Origin of the sequence: Sulfitobacter sp. TCYB15 (genome assembly GCF_040435955.1) — a bacterium.
GTDB classification, from domain to species: Bacteria; Pseudomonadota; Alphaproteobacteria; order Rhodobacterales; family Rhodobacteraceae; genus Sulfitobacter; species Sulfitobacter pontiacus.
In genome coordinates this window covers 1,653,632-1,673,187 of record NZ_CP159193.1, presented here as the reverse complement: position 1 = coordinate 1,673,187, position 19,556 = coordinate 1,653,632, and the positions used below count along the sequence as shown (strand labels likewise).

Annotated in this window: 22 protein-coding genes; 12 read left to right on the top strand and 10 right to left on the bottom strand. The window is 61.0% G+C overall.

Annotated features, from left to right (window positions below):
- Window positions 1–43: 43 nt before the first annotated feature.
- On the bottom strand, window positions 44–1,027 hold the full coding sequence (locus tag ABM428_RS08080) for a molybdopterin-binding protein (protein WP_037962626.1): 984 nt from the start codon (window positions 1,025–1,027) through the stop codon (window positions 44–46).
- Window positions 1,024–1,992, bottom strand: coding sequence for an XdhC family protein (locus ABM428_RS08075; protein ID WP_132996734.1), 969 nt, complete (start codon window positions 1,990–1,992; stop codon window positions 1,024–1,026). The genes ABM428_RS08080 and ABM428_RS08075 overlap by 4 nt, the downstream gene beginning before the upstream one ends.
- A gap of 154 nt (window positions 1,993–2,146) precedes the next feature.
- Here ABM428_RS08075 and ABM428_RS08070 point away from each other — a divergent pair, with 154 nt between their 5' ends.
- From ABM428_RS08070 to grxD, 3 genes are read left to right on the top strand one after another with little or no spacing between them, the layout of a single operon-like run.
- A complete protein-coding gene (locus ABM428_RS08070; RefSeq protein ID WP_005853000.1) occupies window positions 2,147–2,383 on the top strand; it encodes a BolA/IbaG family iron-sulfur metabolism protein in 237 nt (78 codons plus the stop codon).
- Between the two features lie 4 nt (window positions 2,384–2,387).
- A complete protein-coding gene (locus tag ABM428_RS08065; protein ID WP_009826787.1) occupies window positions 2,388–2,633 on the top strand; it encodes a hypothetical protein in 246 nt (81 codons plus the stop codon).
- The gene (gene grxD / locus ABM428_RS08060) at window positions 2,630–2,992 is read left to right on the top strand and encodes a Grx4 family monothiol glutaredoxin (RefSeq protein ID WP_037944040.1); all 363 of its coding nucleotides are present in this window, start codon (window positions 2,630–2,632) and stop codon (window positions 2,990–2,992) included. Before ABM428_RS08065 ends, grxD begins: the two co-directional genes overlap by 4 nt.
- Window positions 2,993–3,081: 89 nt before the next feature.
- On the opposite strand, the gene ABM428_RS08055 is transcribed toward grxD, so the two are convergent.
- The 3 genes from ABM428_RS08055 to ABM428_RS08045 are packed head-to-tail and all read right to left on the bottom strand — an operon-like array spanning window position 3,082 to window position 4,336.
- Window positions 3,082–3,438 (bottom strand): MliC family protein, encoded by a 357-nt coding sequence (locus ABM428_RS08055; protein ID WP_132996735.1) that lies wholly within the window; start codon window positions 3,436–3,438, stop codon window positions 3,082–3,084.
- Window positions 3,435–3,836: a cell division protein ZapA gene (locus ABM428_RS08050; protein WP_353627812.1), complete on the bottom strand. Its 402-nt coding sequence runs from the start codon at window positions 3,834–3,836 to the stop codon at window positions 3,435–3,437. Before ABM428_RS08050 ends, ABM428_RS08055 begins: the two co-directional genes overlap by 4 nt.
- The gene (locus ABM428_RS08045) at window positions 3,836–4,336 is read right to left on the bottom strand and encodes a hypothetical protein (RefSeq protein WP_132996737.1); all 501 of its coding nucleotides are present in this window, start codon (window positions 4,334–4,336) and stop codon (window positions 3,836–3,838) included. Before ABM428_RS08045 ends, ABM428_RS08050 begins: the two co-directional genes overlap by 1 nt.
- Window positions 4,337–4,584: 248 nt before the next feature.
- On the opposite strand from ABM428_RS08045, the gene tkt reads away from it, so the two are divergent.
- On the top strand, window positions 4,585–6,600 hold the full coding sequence (gene tkt / locus ABM428_RS08040) for a transketolase (RefSeq protein WP_037944997.1): 2,016 nt from the start codon (window positions 4,585–4,587) through the stop codon (window positions 6,598–6,600).
- A gap of 170 nt (window positions 6,601–6,770) precedes the next feature.
- On the opposite strand, the gene ABM428_RS08035 is transcribed toward tkt, so the two are convergent.
- Window positions 6,771–8,390: a hypothetical protein gene (locus ABM428_RS08035; RefSeq protein ID WP_132996738.1), complete on the bottom strand. Its 1,620-nt coding sequence runs from the start codon at window positions 8,388–8,390 to the stop codon at window positions 6,771–6,773.
- Between the two features lie 165 nt (window positions 8,391–8,555).
- Complete coding sequence (locus ABM428_RS08030; protein WP_132996739.1) at window positions 8,556–9,551, bottom strand: DUF808 domain-containing protein; 996 nt, start codon at window positions 9,549–9,551, stop codon at window positions 8,556–8,558.
- A gap of 192 nt (window positions 9,552–9,743) precedes the next feature.
- Between ABM428_RS08030 and gap (ABM428_RS08025) the strand changes: the two genes are divergently transcribed.
- The 3 genes from gap (ABM428_RS08025) (at window position 9,744) to gap (ABM428_RS08015) (ending at window position 12,068) form a co-directional block, all read left to right on the top strand.
- Window positions 9,744–10,745, top strand: coding sequence for a type I glyceraldehyde-3-phosphate dehydrogenase (gap, locus tag ABM428_RS08025; RefSeq protein ID WP_009826779.1), 1,002 nt, complete (start codon window positions 9,744–9,746; stop codon window positions 10,743–10,745).
- A gap of 64 nt (window positions 10,746–10,809) precedes the next feature.
- Entirely contained in the window at window positions 10,810–10,953 is a 144-nt protein-coding gene (locus tag ABM428_RS08020) for a hypothetical protein (RefSeq protein ID WP_005852981.1), read from the top strand.
- Between the two features lie 113 nt (window positions 10,954–11,066).
- Window positions 11,067–12,068, top strand: coding sequence for a type I glyceraldehyde-3-phosphate dehydrogenase (gene gap / locus ABM428_RS08015; RefSeq protein WP_132996740.1), 1,002 nt, complete (start codon window positions 11,067–11,069; stop codon window positions 12,066–12,068).
- 3 nt (window positions 12,069–12,071) lie between these two features.
- Here the strand turns inward: gap (ABM428_RS08015) and coaD are convergent, their stop codons facing one another.
- The 3 genes from coaD to ABM428_RS08000 form a co-directional block, all read right to left on the bottom strand.
- The gene (gene coaD, locus ABM428_RS08010; RefSeq protein ID WP_005852979.1) at window positions 12,072–12,566 is read right to left on the bottom strand and encodes a pantetheine-phosphate adenylyltransferase; all 495 of its coding nucleotides are present in this window, start codon (window positions 12,564–12,566) and stop codon (window positions 12,072–12,074) included.
- 83 nt (window positions 12,567–12,649) lie between these two features.
- Window positions 12,650–13,084 (bottom strand): CBS domain-containing protein, encoded by a 435-nt coding sequence (locus ABM428_RS08005; protein WP_005852978.1) that lies wholly within the window; start codon window positions 13,082–13,084, stop codon window positions 12,650–12,652.
- 60 nt (window positions 13,085–13,144) lie between these two features.
- Window positions 13,145–14,041, bottom strand: a complete 897-nt coding sequence (locus ABM428_RS08000; RefSeq protein WP_132996741.1) for a LysR family transcriptional regulator — start codon at window positions 14,039–14,041, stop codon at window positions 13,145–13,147.
- Window positions 14,042–14,253: 212 nt separating this feature from the next.
- On the opposite strand from ABM428_RS08000, the gene ABM428_RS07995 reads away from it, so the two are divergent.
- The 5 genes from ABM428_RS07995 (at window position 14,254) to ABM428_RS07975 (ending at window position 19,469) form a co-directional block, all read left to right on the top strand.
- The gene (locus ABM428_RS07995; protein WP_132996742.1) at window positions 14,254–15,753 is read left to right on the top strand and encodes a CoA-acylating methylmalonate-semialdehyde dehydrogenase; all 1,500 of its coding nucleotides are present in this window, start codon (window positions 14,254–14,256) and stop codon (window positions 15,751–15,753) included.
- Window positions 15,754–15,870: 117 nt separating this feature from the next.
- Window positions 15,871–17,013 (top strand): acyl-CoA dehydrogenase family protein, encoded by a 1,143-nt coding sequence (locus ABM428_RS07990; RefSeq protein ID WP_132996743.1) that lies wholly within the window; start codon window positions 15,871–15,873, stop codon window positions 17,011–17,013.
- Window positions 17,010–18,053, top strand: coding sequence for an enoyl-CoA hydratase/isomerase family protein (locus ABM428_RS07985; RefSeq protein ID WP_132996744.1), 1,044 nt, complete (start codon window positions 17,010–17,012; stop codon window positions 18,051–18,053). The genes ABM428_RS07990 and ABM428_RS07985 overlap by 4 nt, the downstream gene beginning before the upstream one ends.
- Before the next feature lie 2 nt (window positions 18,054–18,055).
- On the top strand, window positions 18,056–18,931 hold the full coding sequence (mmsB, locus tag ABM428_RS07980; RefSeq protein WP_132997187.1) for a 3-hydroxyisobutyrate dehydrogenase: 876 nt from the start codon (window positions 18,056–18,058) through the stop codon (window positions 18,929–18,931).
- Window positions 18,932–19,028: 97 nt separating this feature from the next.
- A complete protein-coding gene (locus ABM428_RS07975; RefSeq protein WP_132996745.1) occupies window positions 19,029–19,469 on the top strand; it encodes a hypothetical protein in 441 nt (146 codons plus the stop codon).
- Window positions 19,470–19,556: the final 87 nt, after the last annotated feature.

Below are 19,556 nucleotides of genomic sequence, written 5' to 3'. Positions count from 1 at the left end.
CTTCGCGGGCGCGGCGCGGCGACGGGCCTTGCGTCGGGGTCGGTCAGCCGCGTCTTGGTTGCGGACGGGTGGCGATCTCTTTCAGCAGGCCACCCACCCCCATGCGGGCGATATCGCGCGGGGATACCTCTATGCCGCAGATCACCCGCGACAGCACCCAATCCGCCCCATTCAACGCAGGAGAGCGCGCGCAGCCCGGCAGGCCGATCACCGGCGTATCGCCCATCTGCCCCAGAAACAGCAGATTGCCCGGATCAACCGGCATGCCAAAGCGCGAGACCTCTCCGCCCGCGGCGCGCAGGGCCTGCGGAGCCACGTCATCAATGTCAGAGGTGGCAGAGCCGGTGAGGATCAGCGTCAGCGCCGTATCCGCCGCGGCAATGGCATCGCGCAGAGCGGTGACCTCATGCGGGACCATAACGACTTTTTTCAGATCCACATCCAGCGCAGAAAGCCGGTCTGCGATGGCCTTTTTCCCCTTGTCGCCCGCGCCGCCGTCAATCTCGGTGATGATCAGCGTCGCGTCCTTGATTTGCGGTGGCACCAGCCGGATCGCGCCGCGTCCGGCATCACAGGCGGCGGCAAGATCGCTTTGCGCAACGGCGTAAGAGATAATCTTGATCGTCGCCACCATGCCCCCCGCTGCCATCTGCTGGAACGGCGGGACCGTGGCCAGCGTGATCATCGGGTGCACGGCGTTCAACGCTTCAAGCGCGCCGACATCCAGCTGCGCCACCCCCGGCCCATCGGCCAGTAGGTTCACGCGGCCGGTAAAGGCGCGTGTCATTGTCAGATGGGGATGCGCCGCCAGAACGGCCTGCGCCACCTGTGCCGCGGCGGTGTTTTCATCCACATCCCCTGACGCGAGCTGCGCCACAATGATGCTGTCGATGCCCTCTGCCCGAAGCGCGGCCAGATGGGCGGGCTCTAGCCGTAACCCCTTGCGCAAACGGCCCGAGGGCAATGCGATGGAATGAGCCAGCACGGCACCCTCGGCCTGCGCCGTGTCGATGGGGCCGAACTTCACGGTTTTCTCAGGGCTTGGATCATCTGCGACAGGATCGACACCGCGATCTCGGGCGGGCTGGCGGCTCCGATGTCCAGCCCGACGGGGCCGTTGATGCGCGCGATGTCGGCGGCGGTAAAGCCCGCCTCTTCCAGCCGTGCCACGCGGGAGGCATGGGTGCGTTTCGACCCGAGCGCCCCGATATAGAAGGCGTCGGACCGGAGTGCGATATGCAGCGCGGGGTCGTCCAGTTTGGGGTCGTGGGTCAGCAGCACAATTGCGCTGCGGGTATCGACGCCGAGGGTATCCATCGCCGCGTCCGGCCAGTCGTTGATCACCTGTGCATCTGGGAAACGCGCTTGCGATCCGAAGGCCTCGCGCGGGTCGATGACCACGGCGTCAAAGCCCGCGACCTGCGCCATGGGCACCAAGGCTTGCGCGATGTGGACCGCCCCGACGATAACCAGCCGCAGCGGCGGGTTGTGAATCGCGACAAATGTATCGCCATCCTCTTCAACGCCGGAACGGTCCATGCGAAAGCGGTCAGCATAGCCGCCCGTGACCAAGCGCCCCACGCCGCCCGACAGGGGCACCTGGTAGGCCACGGGCTGGCGCGCGGCGCGGGCGCGGACGAGGTCGCCCAGAACGTCAAACGGCATCGCCTTTGCGCCCACAGGTTCGACCAACACGCGAATCTTTCCGCCGCAGGCCAGCCCCACTGCAAAGGCGTCGCCATCGCTGACGCCATATTCCAGCAAGCGCGGCGTGCCGTCCTCGATCGCCTCAAGCGCTTCGACGACCACGGCCCCCTCGACACAACCGCCCGAGACAGAGCCCTGCATCTCGCCGTCTGCGGCGATGGCCAGCTGCGCGCCAACCCGTCGCGGGGCAGAGCCCCATGTCTCCACCACCGTGGCCAGCGCGGCCCCTCGGCCCGCTTGCGCCCATGCATAGGCGCGTTCCGGTGCGTTCTCGAAAATCTCCATGGCGGGTGGTCTCCTTACCTTGTCGCGGCGGCGACTGTTCTTATGTAGGGCGTCCCATGCGCCCGCTCAATGAGATAACGGGGAGATAACTTGCACGCCGCCCTGCACACTACTACATCTTGGGCAATGACATGCCAGACGGAGCGCCCCACACATGCCCATGCAAGCCCGCGAAATCGAAGACCTGCTGCGCGAGACCTTTCCAAACGCCAAGATCACCGTCGAAGGCAATGACGGCGTGCATATGGCCGCGATGATCATCGACGAAAGTTTCCGTGGCCAGAACCGCGTGCAACAGCAACGTGCCGTCTATGCCGCGCTCAAGGGCCGGATGGATGGATCGAACGGCGATTTGCACGCGCTGGCGCTGACAACCAAAGCGCCGGATTGATCCGGTGGACCCGATCCTGGTCCTGATCCTCAGCGTCTTGGTGCTGATCGTGGCGGTTCTGCGCGGCCTACAGGCGCTGAAACACACACGCGACACCGAACGCGGGTCAAAGCCGGGCAAGGGCTATCACGAAATTGACGCGACCTATCATTCGGGTGGCGGCGGCGGCGGACATCAGACCAACTACCGCATCCCCCGCGACCCTCAAGAATACGCGAAACGCTTTATACCAAAGGACAAATCGAAATGACCGACGCAAAGACGCAAATTCAGGAAACCATCACCGCCAATAATGTTGTGCTGTTCATGAAGGGCAACAAGACGATGCCGCAGTGCGGGTTCTCGTCCCGTGTCGCGGGCGTGTTGAACTATATGAATGTCGACTACACCGACGTAAACGTATTGGCCGACGAAGAGCTGCGTCAGGGGATCAAGGATTTCTCTGACTGGCCCACCATCCCGCAGCTTTACGTCAAAGGCGAGTTCGTCGGCGGCTGTGACATCATCACCGAAATGATGCTGTCTGGCGAGCTGGACACGCTGCTGGAAGACAACGGCGTCGCCTTTGACAAAGAAGCCGCTGACAAGATCCGCGAAGCTAACGGCTAACGGTCGGCTGACAAAAAACGGGTGCGCCTTGGATCAAGGGGCACCCGAACCGCGCCACGCAAACCGGCGCGCGCCCTGCATAGAACGCGTCACCGCGCCTGACACGCCGCATAGAGCGTGACATCTTCTTCCGCCGCCGCATCATGCCAGAATAGCGTCGCGGCGTCCCCCTTGGTCCACCAGACATAGCCAGAACCGTCCGAGGGCCATGCATAGCGCGCCCCTGATGCCGCGCGGGTCCGGACCAGCGTGACCATGCGGTTTTCCACATAAAGCACAGCCGTCGCCTCCCCCTGTTCGGGAGTGGTATAGGAAACCGGCACCTCGACCCCGCGCTCGCAGAAATAGGTGGCAGTGACCGGCATGGCCTGCGCCAAAGCGCTACCCCCTACCCCAAGCCACCACGCCGCCGCGGCCCCGAATGCGATGGCGCGCGGCAGGGTCACTGGGCCCCGTCTTGGGCCTTATCTTCGATCTCGCTCGCCAAGGCTTCGGCGCGGGCGGCCATTTCGGCAAGGCTGTCGGTGACGTTTTGCGGGATGACAGGCACCTCGATCCGCTCGGGCTCCACCACGACATTGCGCAGGCTTGCAAGTTCTGCGTCACGCTCTGCCAGTTCGGCGCGGGCTTCCTTGATCTTATCCTCGACGCTGGCGGTTTTATCGGCAAGCAGCAGGCCCGCCATCAACAACATCCGCGCTTCGGGCATCCGGCCCACCTGATCCGACAACACCTGCGCTTCATCGTCGAGCATCTTGGCAGCGGCGTGCAGGTAGTCTTCCTCGCCCTCCTGGCAGGAAACTTCGAATTGGCGACCGCCGATAGAGATGGAAACTTCGGGCATCAGGCAGACTCCTCGGCAGTGGGAACAAGCGGGGTAAGAACAGAGAGGATCGCGTCCGCCTCTGCCACATCGGCGCGACGGGCGGCATGCAGCGCGTCAAGCTCTGCCTGCAAGGCGGCATTGATCAGATCGGCGTCCCCCACCCCTTCGGCATTGGCTTCGCGCAGCGCAGCGCAGGCATCGGCCAGCTGCGCATTGGCGCGGCGCACCCGCTGGATTTCCAGATCAAGCTTTTCGGTCTGGGCCTGTGCCGCGGACGCACTGTTGTTGCGCGCCTGTGCTGTGGCCAGTTCAGCCCGCAGATGGGCGGTTTCATCCTCCAGCCGCTTTTTCAGGGCAGTGACCTGTTCAGAAAGCTCTGCGTTGACGGCGCGTTCCTGCGCCAGTTCTTCCGAAAGATCGGGGACCTCCGCCTTGGCGACGGCCAGTTTGTCAGCTCCGCGCGATGCCCTTTCAAGCGCCGCCAGAATACGGCCTTGCAAGTGTTCTATGTCGCTCATCGCAGGGTTCCTCGTAAAACGTCGTATGTCAGTCGTAAAATGCAGTTTGCCAACCATCGAATCGCTGGTCAACGTGGTTTCCGCTGATCCTACCGAAACCAAAGGCGGAATACTGCCCCTTTAAGAACAATGCCTTGGCCCGGCGGAAAAGCTCTGCTGCGGGCGATGCCCTCTGGGCCTTGATCTTTGCGGGGTGGCTGGTATTGATCCGCGCAATCCCTTTTCCCCCTTATAAGGAAGCTTGCACCGTGGATCTGAACGCCCTCGCCAAAGCCCATCCCGCCCATTGGTCCAAAGCGACCGCCATTCGCGCCCTGACGCTGGACGCTGTCGCCGCCGCCAATTCCGGCCACTCGGGCATGCCGATGGGCATGGCGGATGTCGCCACTGTCTTGTTTGAAAAGCACCTGAAGTTCGACGCGTCCAACCCGCTGTGGCCTGACCGCGACCGTTTTATCCTTTCGGCGGGCCACGGGTCCATGCTGATCTATTCGCTGCTGCACCTGACCGGCTACGAGCAATTCCCCCTCGAAGAGATCAAGAACTTCCGCCAGATGGGCGCACGCACCGCGGGCCACCCTGAAAACTTCCTGGCCGATGCGATTGAAACCACCACCGGCCCGCTGGGTCAGGGGATCGCGAACTCTGTCGGGTTTGCCATGGCCGAGGAAATCCAGCGCGCGCAATACGGCAAGAAGATCGTCGACCACTTCACCTATGTGATCGCGGGTGACGGCTGCCTGATGGAAGGCATCAGCCACGAGGCGATTGCCCTTGCCGGCCGCCACAAGCTGAGCAAGCTGATCGTGATGTGGGACAACAACGACATCACCATCGACGGGCCGGTATCGCTCTCGGACAAAGTGGATCAGGTCGCGCGGTTCAAGGCGGCTGACTGGCACGTCATCGAAATCGACGGCCACAACCCCGACGAGATCGACGCTGCCCTGACCGAGGCGCGCAAATCCGATCTGCCCACGATGATCGCTTGCAAAACGCATATCGCGCTTGGTCACGCCGCGCAGGATACCTCGAAAGGTCACGGCGCGCTGACCGACGCCGACCAGATGGCCGCCGCCAAAGCCGCCTATGGCTGGACAACCGGCCCGTTCGAAGTCCCCGCCGATGTGAAATCCGCCTGGGAAGAGATCGGCAAACGCGGCGCAGACGACCGCCGCGCCTGGGAAGAGCGTTTCGACGCCATGTCGCGCACAAAGCGTGAAGAGTTCAACCGCGCGCTGGCCGGTGACGCCCCCAAGAAGCTGAGCGCGACGATCAAGGCGTTCAAAAAGCAGACGTCGGAAAACGCACCGAAACTGGCCACCCGCGCCAGCAGCGAAAAGACGCTCGAGGTGTTGAACCCGCTCTATACCGAAACCGTGGGCGGCTCGGCTGACCTGACCGGTTCGAACAACACCAAGACCGCTGATCTGGGCGTGTTTGATGTGGACAACCGTGGTGGGCGCTACGTCTACTGGGGGATCCGCGAACACGGTATGGCCGCCGCGATGAACGGCATGGCGCTGCACGGCGGTATCCGCCCCTACGGCGGCACCTTCATGTGTTTCACCGACTACGCCCGCCCCGCCATGCGCCTTGCCGCGCTGATGCAGGTGCCAAGCGTGTTTGTCATGACCCACGACAGCATCGGTCTGGGCGAAGACGGCCCGACGCACCAACCCGTCGAACATCTGGCCATCAGCCGCGCGACACCCAACACCTATGTGTTCCGCCCCGCTGACACGGTTGAAACCGCAGAGGCCTGGGAAATTGCGCTGAGCAGCAAAAAGACGCCGTCGGTGCTGTCCCTGACCCGTCAGGGCCTGCCCACCGTGCGGCTTGAGCACAAGAACAAGAACCTCACCGAACAGGGGGCCTATGTTCTGGCTGACGCCGAAGGCAAACGTCAGGTCATCCTGATCGCCACCGGCTCTGAAGTCGAGATCGCGCTGAAAGCCCGTGACCTGCTGCAAGCCGAAGGCATCGGCACCCGCGTCGTGTCCATGCCCTGCATGGAGCTGTTCGCCGCGCAAGACGAAGCTTACCGCCGCCGCGTCCTGCCCGCCGGCCCCGTCCGCGTCGGCGTCGAAGCCGCCGTACGCCAAGGCTGGGACCGCTGGCTCACCGGCGAGCGTGGCAAGTGGAACAAGGCCGATTTCGTCGGCATGGACCGCTTCGGCGCCTCCGCCCCCGCAGAAGAGCTGTTCGAAAAGTTCGACATCACCCCGCAGAACGTCGCCGACAAGGCCAAAGCGCTGCTGTGATCTGAACTGTTTAGCGAGACGAGAATGGGGGGAGCATTTTGCTCCCCCTTTTTTGGTTTGTGGGGCGCAGGAAACGTTCGATCCGACGACCATAGCAGTCGACACAGTCTATCTGATCGACGCATTTTGCAGATCTGCGGTGGCTCAGGGGCAGACACACTAGGTGGAAATCACGGCATTTGCTGTGATCGGTTCCACCAAAAGCCAGCCATCAACAAATCTTGGTAGCGGCGGGATTTCAGGGCGGCCTCAGCCATTTGTTCCACCCCTAACCGTTCAAGTCTTTGGTCTTCGACAAGCGCCCCAATTCTAGACAGCATACTGTAGGCGCGAACCGCGTGCTCCCCAGTCAGCGTGTCGGATTTCGCTAGCTCTGTCGCTTTCGCTTGCGCCCAAACACGTTGCCCTTCGCCCGTGTCACTTAGCAACAACTGTTGCGCATGCTGCAGCGTTGCATAGGCGAGCTCTTCATCGGAAAGGGCACCACGCGCCGCTAGCAAAAGCAGATCCACGTCCTGAACCGGAATCTCCGAGGTCAGCATGCTCATCCAAGAAAACAATGGTTTTTCCAACCCAGCCATATAGGCGATGGCTGTTTCAGTTTCTCCGAGCCGCGCCTTTAGCGTCGCCATTTCACGCCGTGCCTGCGCATCCAGCCGACGAGTGCCCCACCGAATACTCCCGATCTCGGAAGCGTCACTTGCAGTTTTCCCATCCTTCGTGTGGAACGTGCTAAGCGCCACGTCAAGCCGCGCCTTAACTTCCCCCTCGTCGGCACCAGCAAGTAACAAAACACGCGCAGCTTCGATATGTGCAAAGACGGGAAAGATCGCGGGTTCGATGTCAGCTCGATCCTCGAAGGCGCGTGCCAACTCAAGGGCAAGTGGCTGCAAGCCAAGGTCGACGGCGCGTTCAATAATGCGCTCCATCCAGACATATTCCGGAAAGGGCTTTTTCGTCGAGAACGCGGTAAAGGCCTCTTCCAGATACGTGGCTGCGAGGGTCATATCCGGCTCTGCCGCCGCGGCGGTCAAAAGTATGGAAAGATGCGTACCGCCTGCCTCGCGATAGAGCTGCAGAAATGTTGACGGCCCAATGAGCCGCATAAGGTTTTCACTTGGGTTGATGGAGGCGTTGTCCGTTCGCGGCAAAGATTGAAGCACCTTTAACGCTTCGTCTCGGTTCCCTAAAGCTGCGTGCAACTCAGCCGCTTCCACTAGGTGGCTAATGCGCGGCGTGACGGGTTCATTTTGTGCAATATCGACGATGCGCTGCGCGATCTCTGATACTATGTCACGCGGGATTGTGTCCGCGGTGCTTCCGTCGCGCGCAGACAGCCCGTAGGGCCTGCGGCCAAGGAAATCCAGCGCAGTGATCCAAAGGGTGCCAGCACCCACGCCCGGTGTCATTTCCATCGCTTCCTGCAGGCTCTTGCCCTCGCGAAGCGCCCCTGTAAGACGGTGGCTAGCAAGCATCCTGTCGACGGTCGCCTCAACGTCCTCTGGCAGCGGCTCATTTTCGCTTTCAGCACGTAGCGCCAAGGCAAAAGCGTCGTCGATGCGCCCCATTTGGGCCAACATGCTCACTTCAGGCATGTGTGGCGGAACGAAGCGGGCATCCATCGCCTGCTCTACGCCCAAGCTGGAGAGGCATTGAGACGAAGTATCGTTTTTGCACGCCGCGAAGCGTTCGTTTTCCGCGCGGATCGACGGGTCCAGGGTCAAGCCCAAGTAGACCAGCATCGCAGCCGACGTCGCTGTGAGAAAATATCTAAACGAGGTGTGAAACAAAAAGGGGTTCCCTGTGCCGTCTCGAATACCGCTAGCTTGCAATTTAGGCGTAATGTAGACGACGAAGCGGTAAATCGTGCCCCGCGGTCTTTAGGCAAGCTGAGCGCGCCCCCACAAAAAAGGGGCGCAACCTGCGCCCCTTCCTCTCCCATATACCCGCCCCGTTTACGCGTGTGCGCCGGCGTCCTTGCGGTTGAAGACCGCGCGCCACAGCGGGGTGATGATCTTTTCGCCGACGGGGATCAGCACCAGCCCAAGGGCCAGACCAAGGACACCGTCCATCGCGGCTTTGGCGATCCATTCGGCGGCACCTTCATACGCGACCGGAACCATATGGCCGAAAGCGACGGCGTAGTCGTGGATCAGGTGGCCAAGCGCGCCGAAGCCGAGCTCTTCCATACCGTGCACGATGATCGATCCGCCGACCCAGAGCATGGCCGCCGTCCCGATAATGGTCAGCGCCTTGAGGAACCACGGCATGCCGCGCACGATCCCGCGACCCAGACCACGGGTCAGGCCGAGATTACCGTTCTTGGCCATATAAAGCCCCACATCATCCATCTTTACGATCAGCGCGACAGAGCCATAGACCGCGACCGTAATGATTACGGCGGCGGCGGCCAAAGCGCCTGCCTCCATCCAGAAATTTGACACCTCGAGGTTTGACAGCACGATGGTCATGATCTCGGCCGAGAGGATAAAGTCGGTCTTGATCGCACCTTTGGCCTTTTGCTCTTCCAGCTTGGCGGGGTCCTTGATCACCTTTTCATCGGCACCGGGGGGATGATCCTCGTGTCCTTTTCCCCCTACCCCAAGCGCATGTGCGATCTTCTCAGCGCCTTCAAAACACAGATAGGCCCCACCCAACATCAACAAGGGCGCGATCAACCATGGCGCAAAATTCGACAGGAGCAAACCGGCGGGCAACAAGAAGACCAGCTTGTTCTTCAGCGACCCTTTGGTGATGCGCCAGATGATCGGCAGTTCGCGGTTGGCCTCGAAGCCGCTGACGTATTTCGGGGTCACGGCGGCGTCGTCAATTACAGCGCCCGCGGCTTTGGCACTGGCCTTGGCAGCCTGGCCGAACACATCATCCACGCTGGCCGCGGCCACTTTTGCAATCGCTGCTACATCATCCAACAGGGCTAATAGGCCGCTCATTCAGTCTCTCCATATTTGTTGGCGTAAGGGTAGCGCAGCGCAGGCAGAAGGCAAAGCCGATCTGAGGGTTATCGCTAACACGAATATTTATCGCTAACATACGGAAATTAGGGGGTTTTAGCCCTTTCCCATGTTCACGACCACCAGATATAGAACCGGCAAAGTTCCAGATCTTTGCCAAAGGACGCCCCCATGACCATCAAAGTCGGTATCAACGGATTTGGCCGCATCGGCCGCTGCACCCTGTCACATATCGCGGCATCGGGCCGGGATGACATCGAGGTGGTGCGCATCAACGCGACCGGCCCGCTGGAGACTGCGGCACATCTGATCAAATACGATTCCGTCCACGGGCGTTTTCCCAATGAAGTCAAAGTCGGCAACGGCACGCTGGATCTGGGGCGCGGCGAGATGGAGGTCATGTCGACCTACCAGATGAACGAGCTGAACTGGGAAGGGTGCGACGTCGTGCTGGAATGCACGGGCAAGTTCAACGACGGGCTGCTGGCAAAGGTGCATCTGGATCAGGGCGCGAAACGCGTGTTGCTGTCGGCACCGGGCAAGAACGTCGACCGCACGGTGGTCTACGGCGTGAACGACGGTGAATTGCAGGCCTCGGACACGATGGTATCGAACGGGTCTTGCACCACCAACTGTCTGGCCCCAATGGCCAAGGCGCTGCATGATGCGTTCGGCATCGAAAGCGGCATCATGACCACCGTGCACAGCTATACCGGCGACCAGCCGACGCTGGACCGCCGCCACGAAGACCTGTACCGCGCGCGCGCCGCTGCGATGGCGATCATCCCGACCTCTACCGGTGCGGCGAAAGCCTTGGGCGAAGTGCTGCCCGCGCTCAAAGGCAAGCTGGATGGCACGGCTATGCGGGTTCCAACGCCAAACGTCAGCGCGGTTGACCTGACCTTTATGGCAGGCCGTGATGTCACGGTAGAAGAGGTCAACGAGGCCATGCGCGCCGCTGCAAACGGCCCGATGTCGCGGGTCTTTGCCTATGATGCGGAACAGAAAGTGTCGGTCGACTTCAACCACACCGAACATTCGTCGATCTTCGCGCCCGACCAGACCAAGGTCGTGGGCAACCGTCTGGTGCGTGTCCTGGCGTGGTATGACAACGAATGGGCCTTCTCTGTCCGTATGGCCGATGTCGCCGTTGCCATGGGCAAACTGGGCTAAGACTTGCGACGCGCGGGTTGCCCTGTCATATCTGGGCCACCCGCATGCAAGGACCACCGCCCCCATGGACACCCCCATCGCTGTCTCTCTCGCTGCTGTACTGCTGACCGCACTGGGGATTGATGCGTTGATCTATGGCAGCGAACATCTGATTTTCCTGACCAAGAAATTTGTCGACCTGATCGAATGGGTGGCGTTCTGGCGCTGATCCGACAGTCGGCCCCTTCCCTCCGATCGCTTCCGGCGCAATATTGCCCTGCACAGGTTGACTCTTTGTCATAAATGTCGATGTTAGCGCTATCAAATTCAGGAGGACGCCCCATGGCTACCAAATTGGCAATCAATGGCTTTGGCCGTATCGGTCGTAACGTTTTGCGCGCGCTGATGGAGCGTGGCGACGATGATTTGCAGGTGGTGGCGATCAACGATCTCGCCCCGCTGGAAACCAACGCACATCTGTTCGAATTCGACTCGGTCCACGGGCGCTTTGGCCGTCCGGTCACCCTGGGCGACAACACGATGGATGTGGGCCAAGGCCCGATCCGCGTGACAGCAGAACGCGACCCCGCTGCCCTGCCTTGGGGCGATGTGGACATCGTGCTGGAATGCACCGGCATCTTCACCACGCGCGAGGCGGCGGCCAAACATCTGGCGAATGGATCGAAACGGGTCGTCATCTCTGCCCCCGGTAAAGACGCCATGAAAACAATCGTCTACGGTGTGAACCACGATCTGATCACCGCCGAAGACACGGTGCTGAGCAACGCCTCCTGCACCACCAACTGCATGGCACCGCTGGCCAAGACCCTGCACGACGCCTTCGGCATCAAGCACGGCCATATGACCACAATCCACAGCTATACCGGCGACCAGCCGGTGCATGACACGGCGCACAGCGACCTGTACCGTGCCCGCGCCGCGGCGCTGTCGATGATCCCCACCACCACCGGTGCGGCCAAGACACTGGGTAAAGTACTGCCCGAGCTTGACGGGCTGATCGGCGGCACCGCGATCCGCGTGCCCACACCGAATGTATCCTGTGTCGATCTGGTGGTCGAACTGTCGAAAGACACCACGGTGGAGGAGGTCAACGCCACCCTACGCACGGCCGCCGAAGGCCCGCTGAAAGGCATCCTTGGTCTGGTTGAACGTCCTCTGGTGTCGATCGACCTGAACCACGATTCATATTCCTGTGTCGTGGCCCTTGATCAGACCTCTGTCCAAAGCGGGACACAGCTGCGGGTTCTGGGCTGGTATGACAACGAATGGGGGTTCTCGAACCGTATGCTCGACACCTCGCGCGAGGTTGCGAAAACCCTCTGATCGTTACTGCGAGAAACGCTTTAACAGCTCGGCATTGACGGCGGGCGTCACAAATTTGCTGACGTCCCCGCCAAGCCGGGCGATTTCCTTGACCAAACGGCTGGCAATCGCCTGATGCTCGGCCTCTGCCATCAAAAAGACCGTTTCGACGCTGTCATCCAGCTTACGGTTCATCCCCACCATCTGATACTCGTACTCGAAATCCGCCACGGCCCGCAGCCCGCGGATGATCATCTGTGCCCCCACATCATGGGCGCAATCGATCAGCAGGTTCTCGAAAGGATGCACCACGATCTCTGTCCCGGTCTCCTGGTTCAGCTTGCGGCATTCCTCTTCGATCTGGGCGACACGCTCTTCCAGCTCGAACAATGGCCCCTTGTCGCGGTTGATCGCGACACCGATCACCAGTTTATCAACAAGCGTCGCCGCCCGCCGGATGATGTCGATGTGACCCAAAGTAATAGGGTCGAAGGTGCCGGGGTAAAGGCCTACGCGCATGGGAGAGTCCAGTCATTTCAAGTCGTTATTCGAAGTGCAAGCAAGCATTTACACCGCGAAGATGCAACGCCAATTTCGGTGGGCTAGTGGCCCCTGATCATCCCCTCCAGGGCGTCTTTCTCCATCGAAAGCTCCATCAGGCGGGCCTTGACCACATCCCCCAAAGAGATCAGGCCGATCAGAACCCCATCCTCCAAAACAGGCATGTGGCGAAAGCGGCCTTGCGTCATCTTGGCAAGGATATCATCCGCGGTTTCATCCTTGGCGCAGGTGATCAAATCGCGCGTCATCAGCGCCTCTACGGTGTCGTCCAGACAGCCGCCGCCCTCGCGACCAAGGGTGCGTACGATGTCACGCTCCGACAGGATACCATCGGGCGTTTTGCCGTCCGCTGACACGACCAGGGTCCCGATCCGCTTTTCCGACAACATCGCCGCCGCCTGCGAGATACGCGTGCCCGGTTTTACCGTCGTAACACTGTCATCCGCTTTGGTTTTCAGGATTTGGGAAACTAGCATGGTCGACCCCTTCGCAAGAATATTACCTATAGGTCAGGTTCCCTTTAATACTGTTGCGTGTCAAGCAATTGCCTCCAGTTTCGCCACTTCGGCGCGGACGCCCTGCGCCAGAGCTTCCGCAAAGCGGCTCAGACGCAGATTGCGCCGGTCGTCTTCGTGGCGAATCAAATAAAAGGCGCGGCTCAGATGAACGTCACCGGTCAGGATGCGCGTCACCCCCGGCGTCGCAGGAAGCGAGAAATCATGCACAATCCCGACGCCGCCCCCTTGCCGGATCATATTCACCTGAACGGACACGGAATTAGAGGCCAGAGGCACCCGCGTCATGCCAAGCTCCGCCAGATAATCAAGCTCGCGATCAAAAATCATGTCGGGGATATACCCCACCAACCGGTGCCCCTGCAGGTCTGCAACGGTCCGGATCGCGGGACGCGCGGCAAGATAACTGTCAGCGGCGGCAAGATGCAGCTGGTAGTCGGCGATTTTCTGCACAACCAGCCGCCCCGCCGTGGGCGCGCTGACCCCGATCGCCATATCCGCCTCGCGCCGCGACAGGTTGAACACCCGCGGCAGGGCGACAATCTGGATATCAAGCCCCGGATTATCCGCCACCAAACGGGCGCAGACCTGTGGCAGCAGATAATTGGCGCAGCCGTCCGGTGCCCCGATCCTGATCTGCCCTGCCAATTGATCCGACGGCACGACCACATCCGCCGTGGCCTGCCGCATCGCCTGCTCTGCGGCTTCGGCGCGCGACAGCAACTGCACGCCCGCCTCGGTCAGCGCGTAGCCCGAGGGCGATTTCACGAATAATACCGCCTGCATGGTCTTTTCCAGCCGCGCCATGCGTCGCCCCAAGGTCGCGGGGTCCAATCGCAACAGCTTCCCCGCGCCCGATAGGCTCTGCTCGCGCGCGACCGCCAGAAACAGCCGCAGGTCGTCCCAGTTTTCCATCATCGGCCACGGCTCCTTTCACGCTTCGTTTTCTGCACAGACTTCATTTTGCCCGTAAACTCCGGGGACGTCCGAAGGACGGGGGCAGCGCCCCACCCTACCCTTTCAGCCCGCGCAAGGCTTTGCAATAATGCAAAACGATTTTGACGCCATGCCTCTTTTGCTTTGTTTTTTGCAAGCCTAACCTGCCGCCAAACGCACAGAAGGAGCATTCCATGCAAGAGTTGACCCATTACCTGAACGGTGCCCACGTCAAAGGCACGTCAGGCCGCTTTGCCGACGTGTACAACCCCGCAACCGGCGAAGTGCAGGCCAAGGTGCCGCTGGCTGGCGAGGCAGAGCTGGATCAGGCCGTGAAATACGCCATGGCGGCTCAGCCCGCATGGGCCGCGGTGAACCCCCAGCGTCGGGCGCGGGTGATGATGAAGTTCGTGGATCTGCTGAACCGCGATATGGACAAGCTCGCCGAAGCGCTGAGCCGCGAACACGGCAAGACCCTGCCCGATGCCGCCGGTGACGTGCAGCGCGGTCTGGAAGTGGTGGAATACTGCATCGGCGCGCCCGAGCTGCTGAAAGGCGACTTCACCGACAGCGCGGGCCCCGGCATCGACATGTACTCCATGCGCCAGCCCCTTGGCGTCTCCGCAGGCATCACGCCGTTCAACTTCCCCGCCATGATCCCCATGTGGATGTTCGCCCCCGCCATCGTCTGCGGCAACGCCTTTATCCTCAAACCGTCCGAGCGCGATCCATCCGTGCCCCTGATGCTGGCCGAACTGCTGGAAGAAGCGGGCCTGCCCAAAGGTATCATTCAGGTCGTCAATGGCGACAAGGAAGCGGTTGACGCGATCCTGCATCACCCTGTCATTCAATCGGTGGGCTTTGTCGGCTCAACCCCCATTGCCGAATATATCTACGGCACGGGCTGCGCGAATGGCAAACGCGTCCAATGCTTTGGCGGTGCCAAGAACCACATGATCATCATGCCGGACGCCGATCTGGACCAGGCCGCGGACGCGCTGATCGGCGCGGGCTATGGCGCGGCGGGCGAACGCTGCATGGCGATCTCGGTCGCTGTGCCTGTGGGCGAGGAAACCGCCGACCGTCTGATCGAAAAGCTGGTGCCGCGCATCGAGAAGCTGAAAGTCGGGCCGTATACCTCGGGCAATGACGTCGATTACGGCCCCGTGGTCACCGCAGCCGCAAAGGCAAACATCGAACGGCTGGTACAGACCGGCGTCGATCAGGGGGCCACACTGGTTGTCGACGGGCGCGACTTTAAGCTGCAAGGCTACGAGGAAGGCTTCTTTGTCGGCCCGCACCTCTTTGACAACGTCACCCCCGATATGGACATCTACAAGCACGAGATCTTCGGGCCGGTTCTGTCCACCGTCCGCGCCAAAACCTATGAAGAGGCACTTGGCCTTGCGATGGATCACGAAATGGGCAACGGCACGGCGATCTTTACCCGTGACGGCGACGCGGCGCGTGACTTTGCGGCGCGCGTCAACGTCGGCATGATCGGAATCAACGTGCCGATCCCCGTGCCGCTCGCCTATCACACCTTTGGCGGCTGGAAGAAATCGGTCTTTGGCGACCTGAACCAGCACGGGCCGGATGCGTTCAAATTCTACACACGCACCAAAACCGTGACCTCGCGCTGGCCCTCGGGCATCAAAGAAGGCGGCGAGTTCAACTTCAAGCCGATGGAATAAGCCCCATCCTCGCCCTTCGGCGGCTCCCCCGCCGGAGGGTGCTTGCGCGACGCCCACGTGCATGCTTACAATTAAACACACGTTCAATTCGACCGGTCTTGGGAGGGATCACCGTTTATGGATTTCGCACTTTCAGAAGAGCAAACCGCGATTTTCGACATGGCCTATGGCTTTGGCCAGGAACATATCGCCCCTTTCGCCCAGAAGTGGGAGAAAGACGAAACAATCCCCAAAGACCTTTGGCCCAAGATTGCAGAGCTGGGCTTTGGCGGGCTTTACGTGTCCGAGGATGCGGGCGGATCTGGCCTGACGCGGCTTGATGCGACGCTGGTGTTCGAAGCGCTCAGCATGGCTTGCCCGTCGGTCGCGGCCTTTCTGTCGATCCATAACATGTGCGCCAAGATGCTGGACAGCTTTGCCAATGACGACCTCAAGTCGCGGATCATGCCCGACATCCTGAGCATGAACACGGTGCTCAGCTATTGCCTGACGGAACCCGGATCGGGCTCTGACGCGGCGGCGCTCAAGACGAAATGCACCCGCACGAACGAAGGCTATACCCTGAACGGCACCAAAGCGTTCATCTCGGGCGGCGGCTATTCCGACGCCTATGTCGCGATGGTGCGCACCTCGGATGAGGGGGCCGCGGGCGTGTCCACTGTCTATGTCGAAGACGGGACGGCAGGGCTTTCCTTTGGCGGGCTAGAGGATAAAATGGGATGGCGCAGCCAACCCACGTCCCAAGTGCAGTTTGACGATTGCAACATTCCTGCCGGAAATCTGGTGGGGGAAGAGGGAAAAGGTTTCAAATATGCAATGATGGGGCTGGATGGCGGCCGTTTGAATATCGCCGCCTGTTCCTTGGGTGCCGCACAGACCGCCCTGAACGCCACGCTCACCTATATGGGCGAGCGTAAAGCATTCGGCAAACCCATCGACCAGTTTCAGGGTCTGCAATTCCGCCTCGCCGAGATGGAGATCGAACTGCAAGCCGCCCGCGTTTTCCTGCGCCAAGCCGCGTGGAAGCTGGACACGGGCGCGCCGGATGCCACCAAGTTCTGCGCCATGGCCAAGAAGTTCGTGACAGAGGCAGGCAGCAAGGTCGTCGATCAATGTCTGCAACTGCACGGCGGCTATGGCTATCTGGCGGATTACGGCATCGAAAAGCTGGTGCGTGACCTGCGTGTCCACCAGATCCTTGAAGGCACCAATGAAATCATGCGCGTCATCGTGGCGCGGGATATGCTGAAGAACCGATGACCGATATCTCCATCCGTATTTCAGGGCGCGCGGGTCGGATCACCCTCACCCGCCCGCAAGCGCTGAACGCCATGACCTACGACATGTGTCTGGCCATCGAAGACGCCTTTGACGCTTGGCAGCATGACCCGAACGTTGACCTGATCATCCTTGACGCCGAAGGGGATCGTGCCTTTTGCTCGGGTGGTGACATCGCCGAACTTTACGCCACGGGCACCAAGGGCAACTACGCCTACGGGCGCAAGTTCTGGGCGGATGAATACCGGCTGAACGCCAAGATATTCGCCTATACCAAGCCCGTCGTCTCCTTCTTGCAGGGGTTCACAATGGGCGGCGGCGTGGGGATCGGCTGTCACGGCTCGCACCGCGTGGTGGGGGAAAGCAGCCAGATCGCGATGCCGGAATGTGGGATCGGTCTGGTGCCCGATGTGGGCGGCAGCCTGATGCTGGCGCTGGCCCCCGGACGGGTGGGCGAATATCTGGGCACAACCGCGTCACGCATGAAGGGTGAAGATGCGATTTACGCTGGTTTCGCAGACACTTACATCGCAGAGCTAAACTGGCCCGACGTGATAGCCGCGCTTGAGAATTCAGGCGATGTGGCCATTCTGGAAACCGCAAGCACCACGCCGCCCGCCTCTGCACTAGAGGCGCAGGCGGCCGAGATCGACAGCTTCTTTGGCGGCGAAACGCTGGCGGATATCCTCAACGCCCTGCGCGCATCCGACAGCGAATTCGCTGCAGACACGCTCAAGAAGATGCAGCGCAGCAGCCCATTGGCGATGGCCTGCACGATCGAGATCATCCACCGTCTGCGCGGCCCCTCGCTGAGCATCGAGAAGGCGTTGGATATGGAATACCGCTTTACCTTCCGCGCGATGGAGCATGGCGACTTCCTTGAAGGGATCCGCGCGGCGATCATCGACAAGGACCGCAGCCCCAACTGGCAATATGCCGATATGAACGTCCCCCTTGCCGCGACAGCCAAGATGCTGCGCCCGCTGGCCGAGGACGCCCTGACACTGGAGAGAACCACATGAGCATGAAGATCGGATTTATCGGACTGGGCAACATGGGCGCGCCTATGGCGACCAACCTCGCCAAAGCGGGCCACGAGGTGGCGGGCTTTGACGTCGCGGGCACCACGGCAGAGGGCGTGCGCGTTGCAGACAGCCTTGAAGCCGCTGTGGCGGGCATGGACGCGGTGATCACAATGCTGCCCAACGGGTCGATCCTGCGGCAAGTGGCGGCGCAGGCAATCCCACATATGACGCAGGGCATGTTGTTCATCGACTGTTCCACCGTGGATGTGGAAAGCGCGAAGAACACCGCGCAAGCCGCTGAAGACGCAGGAATAATGTCCGTTGACGCCCCCGTGTCGGGCGGTATCGGCGGGGCATCTGGCGGCACGCTGACCTTTATGGCCGGCGGGTCGACGCAAGCCTTTGCCAAGGCCAAGCCCCTGTTCGACATCATGGGGCAAAAGGCGGTGCATTGCGGCGATGCCGGTGCGGGGCAAGCGGCGAAGATTTGCAACAACATGATCCTCGGCGTCACCATGATCGCCACCTGCGAGGCCTTTGCACTGGCCGATAAACTGGGGCTGGACCGGCAGAAGATGTTCGACGTGGTCAGCACCTCGTCGGGCTACAGCTGGTCGATGAACGCCTATTGCCCTGCCCCCGGTGTTGGCCCCACCTCGCCCGCAGACAATGGCTATACGCCGGGCTTCGCGGCGGAGCTGATGCTCAAGGATCTTGGGCTGTCGCAGCAGGCAGCAGAGATGGCAGATGCAGACACCCCGATGGGAGAGCTCGCCCGCGCGCTCTATGCGCAATTCGTCGAGAACGAAGACGGAAACGGCAAGGATTTCTCCGCCATGCTGCCCCGTTTCGAAACCCGCGGCCGCAACGGCTGACAGGAAAAGCAAGCGGGTTCCCGCCGTCTCGTCCCAGCGACGGAAACCCGCGCGCCGTTCGTTTGTTACTGTATCGACACTGTAACGGAGAACGAGCATGAAAACCCTTACCCTCGCCGCAAGCGCCTTCGCCGTGCTGGCCTTCAGCCCGGCCGTACAGGCGGCCTCTGCCTCCTATGGCGCGTCGGGGCATTACGATGTCGCGGCACCACAGGTGATCTTGGCCAAGCATGATAAGCACGATGACAAAAAGCATCAAAAGCAGCACAAGAAAGCTGTTAAAGAATACAAAAAGGCGATCAAGAAACACGAGAAGCAGCACAGCGACAACGGGCGTCATCTTTCCAAAGGGCATGACAAGCACCACCACGCCAAAGGCGACAAGCTGACGCGCTACGTCGTGATCGAACAGCCCCACCGGCATGGGCTGACCCGCTACAACCGCTATGTTCAGGACGACGGCTATGTCTATGCCGTGGACCCGCAAACCAATGACGTACTGGCGCTGATCGGTCTGGCATCGCGCCTTCTAAACTAAACTGCGCCGCAAAACCCTAAGATTTCATGAAAAATGCCCCGCCTGAGTAGGACGGGGCATTTTTATGTCTACCGCATTGTTTGGCAA

Excerpts from the sequence above, each read along its gene's own strand:
- ABM428_RS08075 (WP_132996734.1), bottom strand. The coding sequence starts at position 1,992 with ATGGAGATTTTCGAGAACGCACCGGAACGCGCCTATGCATGGGCGCAA.
- ABM428_RS08070 (WP_005853000.1), top strand. The coding sequence starts at position 2,147 with ATGCCCATGCAAGCCCGCGAAATCGAAGACCTGCTGCGCGAGACCTTT.
- grxD (WP_037944040.1), top strand. The coding sequence starts at position 2,630 with ATGACCGACGCAAAGACGCAAATTCAGGAAACCATCACCGCCAATAAT.
- ABM428_RS08050 (WP_353627812.1), bottom strand. The coding sequence starts at position 3,836 with ATGCCCGAAGTTTCCATCTCTATCGGCGGTCGCCAATTCGAAGTTTCC.
- ABM428_RS08045 (WP_132996737.1), bottom strand. The coding sequence starts at position 4,336 with ATGAGCGACATAGAACACTTGCAAGGCCGTATTCTGGCGGCGCTTGAA.
- ABM428_RS08030 (WP_132996739.1), bottom strand. The coding sequence starts at position 9,551 with ATGAGCGGCCTATTAGCCCTGTTGGATGATGTAGCAGCGATTGCAAAA.
- gap (WP_009826779.1), top strand. The coding sequence starts at position 9,744 with ATGACCATCAAAGTCGGTATCAACGGATTTGGCCGCATCGGCCGCTGC.
- ABM428_RS08020 (WP_005852981.1), top strand. The coding sequence starts at position 10,810 with ATGGACACCCCCATCGCTGTCTCTCTCGCTGCTGTACTGCTGACCGCA.
- gap (WP_132996740.1), top strand. The coding sequence starts at position 11,067 with ATGGCTACCAAATTGGCAATCAATGGCTTTGGCCGTATCGGTCGTAAC.
- coaD (WP_005852979.1), bottom strand. The coding sequence starts at position 12,566 with ATGCGCGTAGGCCTTTACCCCGGCACCTTCGACCCTATTACTTTGGGT.
- ABM428_RS08005 (WP_005852978.1), bottom strand. The coding sequence starts at position 13,084 with ATGCTAGTTTCCCAAATCCTGAAAACCAAAGCGGATGACAGTGTTACG.
- ABM428_RS08000 (WP_132996741.1), bottom strand. The coding sequence starts at position 14,041 with ATGATGGAAAACTGGGACGACCTGCGGCTGTTTCTGGCGGTCGCGCGC.
- ABM428_RS07995 (WP_132996742.1), top strand. The coding sequence starts at position 14,254 with ATGCAAGAGTTGACCCATTACCTGAACGGTGCCCACGTCAAAGGCACG.
- ABM428_RS07990 (WP_132996743.1), top strand. The coding sequence starts at position 15,871 with ATGGATTTCGCACTTTCAGAAGAGCAAACCGCGATTTTCGACATGGCC.
- ABM428_RS07985 (WP_132996744.1), top strand. The coding sequence starts at position 17,010 with ATGACCGATATCTCCATCCGTATTTCAGGGCGCGCGGGTCGGATCACC.
- mmsB (WP_132997187.1), top strand. The coding sequence starts at position 18,056 with ATGAAGATCGGATTTATCGGACTGGGCAACATGGGCGCGCCTATGGCG.
- ABM428_RS07975 (WP_132996745.1), top strand. The coding sequence starts at position 19,029 with ATGAAAACCCTTACCCTCGCCGCAAGCGCCTTCGCCGTGCTGGCCTTC.